The organism is Streptomyces sp. NPDC055815, from assembly GCF_053616475.1.
In genome coordinates this window covers 23926-38330 of the sequence record NZ_JBSHDU010000079.1, presented here as the reverse complement: position 1 = coordinate 38330, position 14405 = coordinate 23926, and the positions used below count along the sequence as shown (strand labels likewise).

Here is a 14405-nt window from a genome sequence, read left to right as displayed (position 1 = left end):
CGCCCGCGCCCCCCGCCCTGCCGCCCTCCCCCGCACCGCTCCCGTCCGCCGCCCCCGCACCGCTCCCGTCCGCCGCCCCCGCACCGCTCCCGTCCGCCGCCCCCGCCTCCGTACCCGCCAACGCCGTCTCCGTACCCGCCGCCCGTACCGGTACCCGCAGGACCGTCCCGCACGGGCAGCACAGTTCCGGGTGGGGCCAGTCGTTCTCGCGGTCGCAGGCTCCGCAGCGGACGGTGACCCATTCGTCCGCCCAGTTCCGGTGCGTGATCGGCTCCGCGACCGCGCCCGCCGCCACCGGTGGCGCGACCGGGCTTCCGCAGGCGCAGGGGAAGGCGGGTGGCGCGTACGCCTGCGTGCGCAGGCACTCCGGACAGCGCACCGGTACCGACTCGCCCACAGCCCAACCCCCTGTCGTTCCGCCCCATCGTCCACCCTTCCTGCGCCCCGGGGGAGGGTGTTCGGCCACTTCCGTGATCCCGGCGGGCGGACTTCTCTTGACGGCTCTCCGCAGCCCGACCTACATTGCTTCCGTATAGCAGAACAGTATTTCCGCATTACGGAAACAGGCGCCCGGGCCTCCCGAGACGAGGCCCCGTCTGGATCCGCCCGGCCGAAGCAGGAGCACTCCCATGCCTCGTATGACCGCCGCCGCAGCGGCCGTTGAGATCCTCAAGCGCGAAGGCGTCACCCAGGCGTTCGGCGTCCCCGGCGCGGCGATCAACCCCTTCTACCGCGAGCTCAAGAACGTGGGCGGTGTCGGCCACACCCTCGCCCGCCACGTCGAGGGCGCGTCCCACATGGCCGAGGGCTACACCCGTGCCAAGGCCGGCAACATCGGCGTCTGCATCGGTACGTCCGGCCCCGCCGGCACCGACATGATCACCGGCCTGTACTCGGCCATCGCGGACTCCATCCCGATCCTCTGCATCACCGGCCAGGCTCCGGTCTCGAAGCTCCACAAGGAGGACTTCCAGGCCGTCGACATCGCCACGATCGCCAAGCCGGTCACCAAGGCCGCGACGACCGTCCTGGAGGCCGCGCAGGTCCCCGGCGTCTTCCAGCAGGCCTTCCACCTGATGCGCTCCGGCCGCCCCGGCCCGGTCCTCATCGACCTGCCGATCGACGTCCAGCTGACCGAGATCGAGTTCGACCCGGAGACCTACGAGCCGCTGCCGGTCTACAAGCCGTCCGCGACCCGCGCCCAGGCCGAGAAGGCCCTGAGCTTCCTCCTGGAGTCCGAGCGCCCGCTGATCGTCGCCGGCGGCGGCATCATCAACGCCGACGCCTCCGACCTGCTCGTCGAGCTCGCCGAGCTGACCAGCATCCCGGTCATCTCCACCCTCATGGGCTGGGGCACCATCCCGGACGACCACGAGCTGGCCGCCGGCATGGTCGGCGTCCAGACCGCGCACCGCTACGGCAACGCGACCTTCCTGGAGTCGGACTTCGTCCTCGGCATCGGCAACCGCTGGGCCAACCGCCACACGGGCTACAACCTGGAGGCGTACACCAAGGGCCGCAAGTTCGTCCACGTCGACATCGAGCCCACCCAGCTCGGCAAGATCTTCGCCCCCGACTACGGCATCGCCTCCGACGCCAAGGTCGCCCTGGAGCTCTTCGTCGAGATCGCCAAGGAGTGGAAGGCCGCGGGCAAGCTCCCGGACTTCTCCGCCTGGGCCGCCTCCGCGCAGGAGCGCAAGGCCACCCTCCAGCGCCGCACGCACTTCGACAACATCCCGATGAAGCCGCAGCGCGTCTACGAGGAGATGAACAAGGCCTTCGGCCCGGAGACCCGTTACGTCACCACCATCGGTCTCTCCCAGATCGCCGCCGCGCAGTTCCTGCACGTCTACAAGCCGCGCCACTGGATCAACTGCGGCCAGGCCGGCCCGCTCGGCTGGACGATCCCGGCCGCCATCGGTGCCGCCACCGCGCAGCCGGACGTCCCGGTCGTCGCGCTCTCCGGCGACTACGACTTCCAGTTCATGATCGAGGAGCTGGCCGTCGCGGCCCAGCACAAGGTCCCCTACGTCCACGTCCTCGTGAACAACGCCTACCTCGGTCTGATCCGTCAGGCGCAGGGCGGCCTCGGCATCAACTTCGAGGTCAACCTCGAGTTCGAGAACATCAACACCCCGGAGATCGGCGTCTACGGCGTCGACCACGTCAAGGTCGCCGAGGGCCTGGGCGTCAAGGCCATCCGCGTCACCGACCCGGACAAGCTGGGCGAGGCGCTGGAGGAGGCCAAGAAGCTGGCCGTCGAGCACCAGGTCCCGGTCGTCGTCGAGGCCATCCTGGAGCGCATCACCAACATCGCGATGAGCAAGACGGTCGACATGAGCGACGTCACCGAGTTCGAGGACCTGGCCACCGAGCCCGGCCACGCGCCGACCGCGATCAAGGCCCTGCAGGTCTGATCGACTCCCTCAGCCGAGGGACCGACCCCCGCCCCGAGGAGCACCGGGGCGGGGGTCTCCCTGTGCCGCCACGAGGACGGCGCCCGCCTCCGTCCACTCGTACAGGACCGAGCGCCCCGCCCGTCCCCGCCGTACGAGACCGGCGTCGAGCAGCACCTTCAGGTGCCGGCCGACCGAGCCGAGCCCCTGCCCCGTGAGCGCCACCAACTGGCTGGTGGACAGCGGCGATTCGAGCCGTACGAGCACCCCGGCGCGGGCCGTCCCGAGCAGGGCCCCCAGGGCCTGCGGCACCGCGGGACCGGCCGCGTCCGCCAGAACTCCCGCGCAGGCGTAGACGATCGCGTACCGCTCCGCCCCCTCCCAGGACACCCAGCCGGTCGCCGGCGTCACCGGCACGAGCAGCAGGCGCCCCCGGTCGATCGAACGCGGCGGGTAGTCACGGGTGTTGACCTGGAGCCGGCCGTCGCCGAGCCAGCGCATCTTCCCCGGGCGCAGCTCGTCGAGCGCCGCCGCCCAGCCGCCCCGGCTCAACAGCGCGGTCCGCGCGAGCACATCGGCCTCCAGGATCCGCCGCCGGCGCGCCCACTCCGGCCGTACGGTCTCCCGCCACACCCAGCCCAGCACGCCCGCGAGCCGCTCCGGCAGATCCCGCGCCGAGCGCAGCGGCTCCGGCACCGGCCCGCCGACCGCCACCGCCAACTGGTCCACGGCATCGGCCGGTTCGGCCGCCCGGACGGCCTCGACCTCCTCCTCGAAGCTCCGCTCCCGGTCGCCCAGCGGGGTCGGGGTGAGGAAGTCCGCGTTCCAGGTCGGCCCGATCGACGCCCGTACGAGCAGGGCGTCGAGCGGCTCCGCCGCGAGCCGCTCCCGGTACGCGGGCAGACAGCGGTCGAGCCAGGCCCGCTCGCCCGGGTGCGCCGCCGCCCCCGCGTGCAGGGTCTTCAGCGAGGCGATCGTCTCGGCGAGCGGCGACAGCACGAACGAGCTCCCCGCCAGGGTGTCCGCACCGATCCGCCACCAGCCCATACGACCGCACCTTCACCACGAGCCCATTGGTTTCGCCACCGCGCGAAACGATATCGCCGTGCCCGGGAGCCCCCCGAAGCTCCTCGCATGTCCCGTTACCGCGCGCTCTTCCGCACCCCCGAGTTCACCCCGCTCTTCCTCACCGGCGCCGCGCACACCGCCGCCCAGACCGTCGCCGGACTCGGCCTGGCCACGCTCGTCTTCCGCGCGACCGGGTCCCCGTTCCTGTCCGCGCTCGCCCTCTTCGGCCCCTCGCTCGCCCAGCTCGTGGGCGCGACCACGCTGCTCTCCGCCGCCGACCGGCTGCCGCCGCGCGCCGCGCTCTCCGGCATCGCCCTGTTCTTCGCCCTCGGCACCGCCGCCCTCGCGATCCCCGGGCTGCCGACCTGGGCGGTCTTCGTGATCCTGCTCGCCGAGGGGCTCGCGGCCTCGCTGGGCGGCGGGGTGCGGTACGGGCTCCTGAACGAGATCCTGCCGCGCGAGGAGTACCTCCTCGGCCGCTCCGTGACGAACATGGCCACCGGTGCCTGCCAGATCGGCGGCTTCGCCACCGGCGGGCTCCTCGTCGCCCTGATCTCGCCCCGCGGCACGGTCCTCGCCGGCGCGGGCCTCTACCTCGCCGCCGCCCTGGCCGCCCGTCTCGGCCTCGGGGCGCGCCCGCCCCGCGCCGCCGGCCGGCCCTCGGTCGCCGCGACCTGGCGCACCAACGGCCGGCTCTGGGCCGTCCCCGCCCGCCGCCGCGCCTACCTGGCGCTCTGGGTGCCGAACGGACTGATCGTCGGCTGCGAGTCGCTCTTCGTGCCGTACGCCCCCGAGCGCGCCGGGCTCCTCTTCGCCTGCGGCGCGTTCGGGATGCTGGCCGGGGACACCGCCATCGGCCGCTTCGTACCGGCGCGGCTGCGCGGCCGGATCCGCTTCCCGCTCCAGGGGCTGCTCGCGGCCCCGTTCCTGCTGTTCGCCCTCGATCCGGGGCTGCCCCTCGCGCTCGTCCTCGTGACGGTGTCGGCGGTGGGGTACGGGGCGAGTCTGCTGCACCAGGAGCGGCTGATGGCCCTGGTGCCGGAGGAGTTGAGCGGGCACGCCCTCGGGCTGCACACCTCGGGGATGCTCGCGCTCCAGGGGGTGAGTGCGGCCCTGGCCGGCACCCTCGCCCAGTACACCTCCCCGCGTACCGGGATGGTGCTGCTCGCCCTCGCCTCGCTCGTGGTGACGTTCCTGCTCGCCCATGCGGACGCAAAAGAAGAAGAGCGCGGAACCAGGGACCGTAAACCTGGTTCCGCGCTCTCCCGCTTGTGACCGCCCGACGGCACGAGGCTGGCGCGACAGGACGTTCGCGCCGCCGGGCGGAGTCTTCGGGGGCCCCTCGGTGGGGGCGTTCATCCCCTCGGAAGGGGGGCGTTGGGACCGCGGCGGTTCCGACGGGCGCCCGGCGGTTCCCCTTCCTTCAGGTCAAGAAGGGGGCCCGGCGTCCTTACCACCGCACTGGCTCGGAGCCGCCGCGGTCCTCACGCTTGTCCGGTTCACCGACCACCCCTCATCCGGGCCGGCGATCCGGACCACGTACGACACTGACCTCCCGTCAGGTGTCGTACGCAGTCTGGGTGTTGCTGTGCGGTCAGTCGCGCAGGGCCTCGACGGCCTCGGCGACGCGCTTGCCGTACTCCGGGTCGGCGGCGGCGAAGTGCGCGAGGTTCTTCTCGATGACGTCCTCGCGGGACACCTGGGAGAGACCGCCGGCGATGTTGGCGACGAGGCGCTTCTTCTCGTCCTCGGACATCAGGCGGTAGAGCTCGCCGGCCTGGAAGAAGTCGTCGTCCTTGGTGTGCGCGGGCGCCTCGTGGGTGCCGGTCCAGCCGTGGATGGCGAGCGGCGCGGAGAGCGCGGCGTCGGTCTGGGCCGGGCCCTGGTACGAGTTGGGCTCGTAGTTCTTGTCGTGGCGCGAGCCGTTGCGGGTGGCCATGGCGCCGTCGCGGCCGTAGTTCTCGGCCACGGTCGCCTTGGGGGCGTTCACCGCGAGCTGGGTGTGGTTGACACCGAGGCGGTAGCGGTGGGCGTCCGCGTAGGCGAAGAGACGGCCCTGGAGCATCTTGTCCGGCGAGGGGCCGATGCCCGGCACGAAGTTGTTCGGGGAGAACGCGGCCTGCTCGACCTCGGCGAAGACGTTGTCCGGGTTGCGGTCGAGGACCAGGCGGCCCACGCGCTGCAGCGGGTAGTCGCTGTGCGGCCACACCTTGGTGAGGTCGAACGGGTTGAAGCGGTAGTCGGCGGCCTCGGCGGCCGGCATGACCTGCACGTACAGGGTCCACGAGGGGTTCACACCGCGCTCGATGGCCTGGAGCAGGTCGGTCTGGTGCGAGTTGGCGTCCTTGCCGACGAGCTCGGCGGCCTGCTCGGCGGAGAGGGAGCGGATGCCCTGGTTCGTCTTGAAGTGGTACTTGACGAAGAAGGCCTCGCCCGCCTCGTTGGTCCACTGGTAGGTGTGCGAGCCGTAGCCGTTCATGTGACGGTACGAGGCCGGGATGCCGCGGTCGCCCATGAGCCAGGTGATCTGGTGGGTGGCCTCGGGGGCGTGCGCCCAGAAGTCCCAGACGTTGTCCGGCTCCTGCTTGCCCGTGAAGGGGTCGCGCTTCTGGGAGTGGATGAAGTCGGGGAACTTGATCGGGTCCTTGATGAAGAACACCGGGGTGTTGTTGCCGACGAGGTCGTAGTTGCCCTCTTCGGTGTAGAACTTCAGGGCGAAGCCGCGGGGGTCGCGCACCGCGTCCGCGCCGCCGAGCGAGTCGGCCACGGTGGAGAAGCGGATGAAGGTCTCGGTCTTCTTGCCGACCTCACCGAGGAAGTTCGCCTTGGTGTACGCGGTGACGTCGTCGGTCACCTCGAAGTAGCCGTACGCGCCGGAACCGCGGGCGTGCACCACGCGCTCCGGGATCCGCTCACGGTTGAAGCGCGCGAGCTTCTCCAGCAGGTGCTGGTCCTGGAGGAGGAGAGGGCCACCGACGCCGGCGGTGGCGGAGTTCTGGTTGTCGGCGACGGGGGCGCCGGACTCGGTCGTAAGCACGCGCTTCGACATCGTGACCTTCCGTACGGGAGCTCTGCTGACGGTCCGAGGAGCGTAAATTCGGCTCGAACAGCACGTCAACAGTTTGTTGAAAATGAAGTGTGGTGTTCCGGTCGGCGGCGACGCCTGGGCGCGACAGGACAGGTTGTCAGCGCCGCCACCGACCGGAAATCAGGGGCCCCGGCGAAGGGGCGGAGGGTCAGACCTGCTGGCCGGAGAGGCGCTCGACGGCGCGCAGCAGGGCCGAGTGGTCCAGGCCGCCGTCACCCTGCGCGCGCAGCGAGGCCACGAGCTGGGCGACGACCGCGCCGACCGGGAGGGCCGCACCGACGTTACGGGCGGCGTCGGTGACGATGCCCATGTCCTTGTGGTGCAGGTCGATCCGGAAGCCGGGCTTGAAGTCCCGGTTCAGGAAGTTGTCCTTCTTGCGGGTCAGCACGGTCGAGCCGGCCAGACCGCCGTTGAGGACGTCGAGGGCGGCCTGGAGGTTCACGCCGGACTTCTCGAGGAAGACGACGGCCTCGGCGCAGGCCTGGATGTTGACCGCGACGATCAGCTGGTTGGCGGCCTTCACCGTCTGGCCGGAGCCGTGCGGGCCACAGAGGACGATCGTCTTGCCGAGGGCCTCGAGGATCGGGAGGGCCTCGTCGAAGTCGGCCTGCTCGCCGCCGACCATGATCGAGAGCACGGCCTCGATGGCGCCGGCCTCGCCGCCGGAGACGGGGGCGTCGATGACGCGGATGCCCTTCTCCTTGGCGTTCTTGGCCAGGTCGACGGAGGTCTGCGGGGTGATCGAGGACATGTCCACGATCAGCGCGCCCTGCTTGGCGTTCTCCAGGATGCCCTCGGGGCCGTAGGAGATGGCCTCGACCTGCGGGGAGGCGGGCACCATCGTGATGATGACGTCGGCGTCCTTGACGGCCTCGGCGATCGAGCCGGCGGCGGTGCCGCCGGCCTTGGCCAGGCGGTCCAGCTTGTCCTGCTCCAGCGTGAAGCCGGTGACCGAGTAGCCGGCCTTGAGGAGGTTCTCGGACATGGGGGAGCCCATGATGCCGAGGCCGATCCAAGCGATCTTGGGGAGGTTGCTCATTGGGGAGGGTCCTTCTCTGAAGCTTCGTACGAAAAGGTCGGGGGTCGCCTGGCGGAACGCCCGGACTTACTTGGCCGGGCGGGCCTCGGCCGGCAGCCATGCGAAGGACGCGGCGGCGTCGGCGGCCTTGTACTCCAGGCCGACCCAGCCGTCGTAACCGGCCTTCTTCAGCTCGTCGAGGAGCTGCTCCAGGGGGAGCTCGCCGGTGCCCGGGGCGCCGCGGCCCGGCTTGTCGGCGATCTGCACGTGGCCGGTCTTGTCGGCGTACTGTGCGATGACCGCGCTGACGTCCTCGCCGTTCATGGCCAGGTGGTAGATGTCGAGCAGGAACTTCGCGTTCCCGAGGCCTGTGGCGGCGTTGACCTTGTCGACGATCTCGATCGCGGAGGGGGCGCTCACCAGCGGGTAGAGCGGCGACTCCGGCTTGTTGAGGGTCTCGACGAGGAGGATCGCGCCGATGCGGTCGGCCGCGCGGGCGGCCAGGACCAGGTTCTCCAGGGCGAGGGTGTCCTGGATCTGCGGGTCCACGCCCTCGACGCGGTTGCCGTAGAGCGCGTTGAGCGCCTTGCAGCCGACCGAGGCGGCGAAGTCGGCGGCGACCTCGATGTTGGCGCGGAAGCGGTCCGACTCCTCCCCGGGCACGGAGAGGGCTCCGCGGTCCGGGCCGGGGAGCTGACCGGCGTAGAAGTTCAGGCCCACCAGCTGGGTGCCGGCGTCCTCAAGGGCCTTCTTGAGGGCGTCGAGCTCGCTCTGCTCGGGGGTGGCGGTGTCGATCCAGGGCCACCACAGCTCGACCGCGGTGAAGCCCGCCGCGGCGGCGGCCGCGGGGCGCTCCAGGAGCGGGAGTTCCGTGAAGAGGATCGACAGGTTCACATCGAAGCGCTGGTCCGTGTATCCCATGAGGGGCGGCGCTCCTTCCGTATTGCGGAAGTAAGTTTCTGTCTGACGGAATGTTGCAAGGCGGGCGTCGCACTTGTCAAGAGGTCCCCGCAGGTCCGGGGCTCCCGCAGCGCCGGGTGGGGCCGTAGCGTGGGGCCATGGAGCGTTTGAGAGTGGAGTTCACCACCGAGCCGTTCGACCTCGACGAGGCGCCGGCACACGCGGTCGTGGCCCGTGAGGTCATCCAGTCGGCCGAGCTGGACGCGGTCGACGTCGGCCCCTTCGGCAACACGGCGGAAGGCGGCGCCGACGCGGTGCTCACCGCCGTCGACGCGCTGCTGCGCAAGTCGCTCGCGGCCGGCGCCACGCGCGTCTCGCTCCAGGTCAACGTGATCGGGGAGGGCGAGAAGTGAACGAGCACCCCTTGGTCGCGGCCGTGAAGCCCCTGGTGGACGCCATGGGCGCCGAGCTCCTGGTTCCCGCGCAGGCGGAGGGCGACGACGTCGTCCTGTCCTGGGAGGGCGAGGACGTGCTCGCCGTGCGCCTGCCGCAGCTCTCGGACTCCCTGGACCACATCCTCGCGGCGATGGAGCGGCGGCACGGGATGCCGCTGGCCGAACTGGACCGGAAGGCGAAGCAGGAGGTCGTCCGGATACTGGAGGCACGCGGTGCCTTCTCCGTACGCCATGGAGTGGAGACGGTGGCGGGTGCGCTCGGTGTCAGCCGCTTCACCGTGTACAACTACCTGAACAGGGAGACCGCCCTGAACAGGGAAAAGGCCGCCAAGAGCGAGTAGTTGATCATGTGCGGGCCGTAAGCCGTCGTCCAGATGTCGGGACGACGGCTTTTGTATGGCCGAGTTTTCAACAAAGTGTTGACGTTGTGTTGCGGAGGGCGTTAGCTATCCGCAGCCCGTCCGACGCACAGCGAAAAACAGCCACGGAGGCTTCCCGTGACTTCAGGTACGACACCGGGCCTCACCCGGTTCAACACCTCCTCGGACAGCGAGGCCGTCGCCGCGCTCCACGAGGTGTGTTCCAGTTCGGCGTGGGGGAGCAAGGTTCTCGCCCAGCGCCCGTACTCCACCGCCGAAGCCCTCTTCCTCGCCAGCGACGCCGCCATGGCCGAGCTGACCACCGAGGACCTGGCCGAGGCGATGGCGGGGCACCCGCCGATCGGTCGTCCGAAGGCAGGGGACCCGACCTCCTCCCGCGAACAGAGCGGGATGGCCGGCGCCTCCGCGGAGCTCAAGGCCGAGATGCTCGAGCTCAACCTGGCCTACCAGGACAAGTTCGGTCATGTCTTCCTCATCTGCGCCACCGGCAGGACCGGCGAGCAGATGCGCGACGCGGTCCAGGAGCGGATCGACAACACGCCCGAGGCGGAGCGGGAGATCGTCCGCACCGAACTGGGCAAGATCAACCGCATCCGTCTCACCCGTCTCGTAGAAGAGGAGGGCTCGGCATGAGCACCGACACCACCGCATCCGTGTCCACGCACATCCTGGACACCAGCATCGGCCGCCCGGCCGAGGGCGTGGCCATCACGCTCGCGGCCCGCAGCGGCTCCGACGCGGAGTGGGTCACGCTCGGCGGCTCCGCCACCGACGCGGACGGGCGCTGCAAGGACCTGCCGGCGCTGCCGGAAGAAACCACCCACGTGCGTCTCGACTTCGAGACCGAGACGTACTTCGCCAAGAAGCAAGCCGAGGCGCAGCAGGACGCCCCCCGCGTAAGGGACAGCGGTGCGTTCTTCCCGGAGGTGGCGATCACGTTCGCCGTCAAGCCGGGCGAGCACTACCACGTACCGCTGCTGCTCAACCCGTTCGGCTACTCCGTTTACCGAGGGAGCTAGCAGACATGCCCACGATTCTCGGCCAGAACCAGTACGGCAAAGCAGAGAACCGCGTCGTCAAGATCACGCGGGACGGCGCCACCCACCACATCAAGGACCTGAACGTCTCCGTCGCCCTCTCCGGCGACCTCGACGACGTCCACCTCACCGGCTCGAACGCCCACTGCCTCCCCACCGACACGACGAAGAACACCGTCTTCGCGTTCGCCAAGGAGTACGGCATCGAGTCCGCCGAGCAGTTCGGCATCCACCTCGCCCGCCACTTCGTGACGAGCCAGGAGCCGATCAAGAAGGCGCGGATCCGGATCGAGGAGTACGCCTGGGAGCGCATCGCCTCCTCCGACGCCAACTCCAAGTTCATCGGCTCCGACGAGGTCAACCACTCCTTCGCCCGCAAGGGCCAGGAGACCCGCGTCTCGCAGATCACCTACGACGGCGAGAAGTGGGAGGTCATCTCCGGCCTCAAGGACCTCGTCGTCATGAACTCCACCAACTCGGAGTTCTGGGGCTACATCAAGGACCAGTACACGACCCTCCAGGAGGCGTACGACCGCATCCTGGCCACCCAGGTGTCGGGTCGCTGGCGGTTCAACTGGACCGACGACGACCAGCGCATGCCCAACTGGGAGCGGTCCTACGAGCAGACCAGGAAGCACATGCTCGAGGCCTTCTCGGAGACGTACTCGTACTCCCTCCAGCAGACGCTGTACCAGATGGCCACGCGCATCATCAACCACCGCTCGGAGATCGACGAAGTCCGCTTCTCGCTCCCGAACAAGCACCACTTCCTGGTGGACCTCGAGCCCTTCGGCCTGAAGAACGACAACGAGGTCTACTACGCCGCCGACCGCATGTACGGCCTCATCGAGGCCACCGTCCTCCGCGACGGAGCCACGGCGCAGATCCCGGTCGACATGACCAACCTCTAAGCGGCATCCGCGTCACCGGACCCGCCCGCCCGCAGTCGGGCGGGGCCGGTGCACCGGACCGGAGGGAACAACAATGGCTCAGCCTGCACAGGGGCCGGCACCCGCCGAAGGCCCGTGTTCCACCCCTCCGTCCACCGCCTCGGCAACGGCCGAGTGCCACCCGGTGGACGAGAAGCTCCCCGCCTCGCGGCTCGTCCCCGCGGCACTCCAGCACATCGCCGCCATGTACGCGGGCGTCGTCACCCCTCCGCTGATCATCGGCCAGGCCGTCGGCCTGGACGCCGCAGGAATGACCCGGCTCATCGCGGCCAGCCTGCTCATCGCCGGCTGCGCGACCATCCTGCAGACCCTCGGCCTCGGACGCTTCGCCGGCAACCGGCTCCCGTTCGTCAACGCCGCCTCGTCCGCCGGCATCGCCCCGATGCTCGCCATCGCCGAGACCAGCGCCCCCGGACACCAGCTCCCCGCCATCTACGGCGCGGTGATGGTCGCCGGAGTCTTCTGCCTCGCCGTCGGCCCCTTCTTCGGCAGGCTGCTGCGGTTCTTCCCGCCGCTCGTCACCGGCGTCGTGATCACCCTCATCGGGGTCACCCTGATGCCCGTGCCCGTCGGCTGGGCCCAGGGCGGCGACAGGACCGCCGCCGACTTCGGCGCCATGAAGTACCTGGCACTCGCCGGCTTCACCCTCGTCGTCATCCTGCTCTTCCAGCGCTTCGGCAAGGGCTTCGTCAAGCAGATCGCCCTGCTGCTCGGCCTGCTCATCGGCACCCTCGCCGCGATCCCCTTCGGGATGGCCGACTTCAGCGCCCTGCGCGAAGCGCCCGTCGCGGCCCTGCCCGCCCCCTTCGCCTTCGGCACCCCCGAGTTCCAGCCCGCCGCGATCCTCTCCCTGTGCATCGTGATGCTGGTCCTCATGACCGAGTCCAGCGCCGGCATGCTCGCCCTCGGCGAGATCTGCGAGCGCCGCAGCGACGGGAGGACCATCACCCGAGGCCTGCGCACCGACGGCATCGCCACCCTGCTCGGCCCCGTCTTCGGCGGCTTCCCCACCTCCGCCTTCGCGCAGAACGTCGGCGTCGTCTCGCTGACCCGGGTCCGCTCCCGGTACGTGGTCGCCGTCGCCGGCGGAGCCCTGCTCGTCCTCGGCGCCTTCCCCGTCCTCGGGGCGGTCGTCTCCCTGGTCCCGATGCCCGTTCTGGGCGGCGCCGGGATCGTCCTCTTCGGCTCGATCGCGGTCAGCGGCATCCGTACCCTCTCCGAGGCCGGACTCGACGACAGCTCCAACATCATCCTGGTGGCCGTCGCGCTCGGAGCGGGCATCATCCCGCTCGCCGCTCCCACCTTCTACGCCGACTTCCCGGCCTGGGCGCAGACCGTGCTCGGCTCCGGCATCAGCGCCGGTGCGCTCGTCGCGGTCCTGCTCAACCTGTTCTTCCACCATCTCGGCACCCGGAGCCGTCACGCGGCTCCGGCACTCAAATCCTCCTAGGGTCCTGCCGTGCCCACACCACCCCCGAGGAATGAAGGAAGCACCGCCATGGCAGCACCTTCGGCAGCCCAGCGCATCGTCATCGAGAACGCGGCGATCGCGACCGTCGACGCGAACGACACCGAGTACGCCTCCGGCTACATCGTCGTCGCCGACAACAAGATCGAGTCCCTCGGCGCCGGCAAGGCGCCCGAGGGCCTGGAGAACGTGGTCCGCCGGATCGACGCCACCGGTCATCTGGTGACGCCCGGTCTGGTCAACACCCACCACCACTTCTACCAGTGGATCACCCGGGGTCTGGCGACCGACCACAACCTCTTCAACTGGCTGGTCGCGCTCTACCCGACGTGGTCGCGGATCGACGAGTCGATGGTCCGCGCGGCCGCGCAGGGCTCCCTCGCGATGATGGCCCGCGGCGGTGTCACCACGGCCATGGACCACCACTACGTCTACCCGCAGGGCTCCGGCGACCTCTCCGGCGCCATCATCGGCGCGGCCGCCGACATGGGCGTCCGCTTCACCCTTGCCCGCGGCTCCATGGACCGCAGCGAGAAGGACGGCGGCCTGCCGCCGGACTTCGCCGTCGAGACCACCGAGGGCGCGCTCGCCGCGACCGAGGAGACGGTGCGGAAGTACCACGACGCCTCCTTCGACGCGATGACCCAGGTCGCCGTCGCCCCCTGTTCGCCCTTCTCCATCTCCACCGAGCTGCTCCGCGAGGGCGCCGCGCTCGGCCGCCGGCTCGGCGTGCGCATGCACACCCACGGCTCGGAGACCGTGGAGGAGGAGAAGTTCTGCCACGAGCTCTTCGGCATGGGCCCGACGGACTACTTCGAGTCCACCGGCTTCCTCGGCGAGGACGTGTGGATGGCGCACTGCGTCCACATGAACGACTCCGACATCGAGGCCTTCGCCCGCACCAAGACCGGTGTCGCGCACTGCCCGTCCTCCAACGCGCGCCTCGCCGCCGGCATCGCCCGCGTACCGGACATGCTCAAGGCGGGCGTCCCCGTCGGCCTCGGCGTCGACGGCACCGCCTCCAACGAGTCCGGCGAGCTCCACACCGAGCTGCGCAACGCCCTCCTCATCAACCGCCTCGGCGCCCACCGCGAGGCCGCGCTCAACGCCCGCCAGGCCCTCCGCCTCGGCACCTACGGCGGCGCGCAGGTCCTCGGCCGCGCCGACAACATCGGCTCGCTGGAAGCCGGCAAGCTCGCCGACTTCGTCCTCTGGAAGATCGACGGCCTCGGCCACTCCACCATCGCCGACCCGGTCACCGCCATCGTCTTCGGCGCGGCGGCCCCGGTCACCGCCTCCTTCGTCAACGGCAGGCAGATCGTCGAGAACAACCGACTCCTGTTCGCCGACGAGGAGCAGATCGCGCGTGACGCGCGCGCGGAGGCGCAGCGCCTGGCCCGTATCTCGGCCCAGGGCTGACCCTCCCCATGGAGTCCGACCGAGGGGGACGGCCCTCGGTCGGTCGCCGCGGACCCGAGCGGGGTCCGCGGCAGCCCGACCGGGTGGTGGCGGTAGCAGAAGACGTAAGGCCCCACCCCGGGCGGGGGACCCCCCCCCCCCCCCCCCACCCGGCGGGGGGCGCCCCCCCCCCCGGCGATTGGCCCCCGGCGCGCGGCCCCCCCGCCCGCACCCCCCCCCCCCCCCC

At 70.6% G+C, this 14405-nt stretch carries 13 protein-coding genes and 1 pseudogene; 9 read left to right on the top strand and 5 right to left on the bottom strand.

Annotation, left to right across the window (positions count from 1 at the left end):
- Positions 1-397, bottom strand: a pseudogene (locus tag ACWGN5_RS34200) (hypothetical protein); the annotation flags it as partial.
- 241 nt (positions 398-638) lie between these two features.
- Between ACWGN5_RS34200 and gcl the strand changes: the two are divergent.
- A complete protein-coding gene (gene gcl, locus ACWGN5_RS34195) occupies positions 639-2417 on the top strand; it encodes a glyoxylate carboligase (protein WP_453522308.1) in 1779 nt (592 codons plus the stop codon).
- 9 nt (positions 2418-2426) lie between these two features.
- Here the strand turns inward: gcl and ACWGN5_RS34190 are convergent, their stop codons facing one another.
- The gene (locus ACWGN5_RS34190; RefSeq protein WP_453522306.1) at positions 2427-3443 is read right to left on the bottom strand and encodes an ArsR family transcriptional regulator; all 1017 of its coding nucleotides are present in this window, start codon (positions 3441-3443) and stop codon (positions 2427-2429) included.
- A gap of 87 nt (positions 3444-3530) precedes the next feature.
- On the opposite strand from ACWGN5_RS34190, the gene ACWGN5_RS34185 reads away from it, so the two are divergent.
- Entirely contained in the window at positions 3531-4739 is a 1209-nt protein-coding gene (locus ACWGN5_RS34185; RefSeq protein ID WP_453522305.1) for an MFS transporter, read from the top strand.
- A 319-nt stretch (positions 4740-5058) separates the two neighbouring features.
- Here the strand turns inward: ACWGN5_RS34185 and ACWGN5_RS34180 are convergent, their stop codons facing one another.
- From ACWGN5_RS34180 to ACWGN5_RS34170, 3 genes are all read right to left on the bottom strand, one after another.
- A complete protein-coding gene (locus tag ACWGN5_RS34180) occupies positions 5059-6513 on the bottom strand; it encodes a catalase (RefSeq protein ID WP_453522304.1) in 1455 nt (484 codons plus the stop codon).
- Positions 6514-6700: 187 nt separating this feature from the next.
- Positions 6701-7591, bottom strand: coding sequence for a 2-hydroxy-3-oxopropionate reductase (locus tag ACWGN5_RS34175; protein WP_453522303.1), 891 nt, complete (start codon positions 7589-7591; stop codon positions 6701-6703).
- A gap of 66 nt (positions 7592-7657) precedes the next feature.
- Positions 7658-8491 (bottom strand): TIM barrel protein, encoded by an 834-nt coding sequence (locus ACWGN5_RS34170; protein WP_453522302.1) that lies wholly within the window; start codon positions 8489-8491, stop codon positions 7658-7660.
- Between the two features lie 137 nt (positions 8492-8628).
- On the opposite strand from ACWGN5_RS34170, the gene ACWGN5_RS34165 reads away from it, so the two are divergent.
- The 7 genes from ACWGN5_RS34165 (at position 8629) to ACWGN5_RS34135 (ending at position 14179) form a co-directional block, all read left to right on the top strand.
- Positions 8629-8883 carry a hypothetical protein gene (locus tag ACWGN5_RS34165; RefSeq protein WP_078908558.1) on the top strand — a complete coding sequence of 85 codons (255 nt, stop codon included), beginning with the start codon at positions 8629-8631 and terminating at the stop codon, positions 8881-8883.
- A gap of 44 nt (positions 8884-8927) precedes the next feature.
- Positions 8928-9266 (top strand): helix-turn-helix domain-containing protein, encoded by a 339-nt coding sequence (locus tag ACWGN5_RS34160; RefSeq protein ID WP_453522307.1) that lies wholly within the window; start codon positions 8928-8930, stop codon positions 9264-9266.
- A 156-nt stretch (positions 9267-9422) separates the two neighbouring features.
- Positions 9423-9938, top strand: a complete 516-nt coding sequence (gene uraD / locus ACWGN5_RS34155; protein ID WP_453522301.1) for a 2-oxo-4-hydroxy-4-carboxy-5-ureidoimidazoline decarboxylase — start codon at positions 9423-9425, stop codon at positions 9936-9938.
- Positions 9935-10324, top strand: a complete 390-nt coding sequence (gene uraH / locus ACWGN5_RS34150; RefSeq protein WP_116158141.1) for a hydroxyisourate hydrolase — start codon at positions 9935-9937, stop codon at positions 10322-10324. The genes uraD and uraH overlap by 4 nt, the downstream gene beginning before the upstream one ends.
- Positions 10325-10329: 5 nt before the next feature.
- Entirely contained in the window at positions 10330-11253 is a 924-nt protein-coding gene (gene pucL / locus ACWGN5_RS34145) for a factor-independent urate hydroxylase (RefSeq protein ID WP_369147359.1), read from the top strand.
- A gap of 73 nt (positions 11254-11326) precedes the next feature.
- On the top strand, positions 11327-12742 hold the full coding sequence (locus ACWGN5_RS34140) for a nucleobase:cation symporter-2 family protein (protein WP_453522300.1): 1416 nt from the start codon (positions 11327-11329) through the stop codon (positions 12740-12742).
- Positions 12743-12790: 48 nt separating this feature from the next.
- Positions 12791-14179, top strand: a complete 1389-nt coding sequence (locus ACWGN5_RS34135; protein ID WP_453522299.1) for an 8-oxoguanine deaminase — start codon at positions 12791-12793, stop codon at positions 14177-14179.
- Positions 14180-14405: the final 226 nt, after the last annotated feature.

Coding starts and splice junctions, on each gene's coding strand:
- gcl (WP_453522308.1), top strand. CDS start 639: ATGACCGCCGCCGCAGCGGCCGTTGAGATCCTCAAGCGCGAAGGCGTC.
- ACWGN5_RS34190 (WP_453522306.1), bottom strand. CDS start 3,443: ATGGGCTGGTGGCGGATCGGTGCGGACACCCTGGCGGGGAGCTCGTTC.
- ACWGN5_RS34185 (WP_453522305.1), top strand. CDS start 3,531: ATGTCCCGTTACCGCGCGCTCTTCCGCACCCCCGAGTTCACCCCGCTC.
- ACWGN5_RS34180 (WP_453522304.1), bottom strand. CDS start 6,513: ATGTCGAAGCGCGTGCTTACGACCGAGTCCGGCGCCCCCGTCGCCGAC.
- ACWGN5_RS34175 (WP_453522303.1), bottom strand. CDS start 7,591: ATGAGCAACCTCCCCAAGATCGCTTGGATCGGCCTCGGCATCATGGGC.
- ACWGN5_RS34170 (WP_453522302.1), bottom strand. CDS start 8,491: ATGGGATACACGGACCAGCGCTTCGATGTGAACCTGTCGATCCTCTTC.
- ACWGN5_RS34165 (WP_078908558.1), top strand. CDS start 8,629: ATGGAGCGTTTGAGAGTGGAGTTCACCACCGAGCCGTTCGACCTCGAC.
- ACWGN5_RS34160 (WP_453522307.1), top strand. CDS start 8,928: ATGGGCGCCGAGCTCCTGGTTCCCGCGCAGGCGGAGGGCGACGACGTC.
- uraH (WP_116158141.1), top strand. CDS start 9,935: ATGAGCACCGACACCACCGCATCCGTGTCCACGCACATCCTGGACACC.
- pucL (WP_369147359.1), top strand. CDS start 10,330: ATGCCCACGATTCTCGGCCAGAACCAGTACGGCAAAGCAGAGAACCGC.
- ACWGN5_RS34140 (WP_453522300.1), top strand. CDS start 11,327: ATGGCTCAGCCTGCACAGGGGCCGGCACCCGCCGAAGGCCCGTGTTCC.
- ACWGN5_RS34135 (WP_453522299.1), top strand. CDS start 12,791: ATGGCAGCACCTTCGGCAGCCCAGCGCATCGTCATCGAGAACGCGGCG.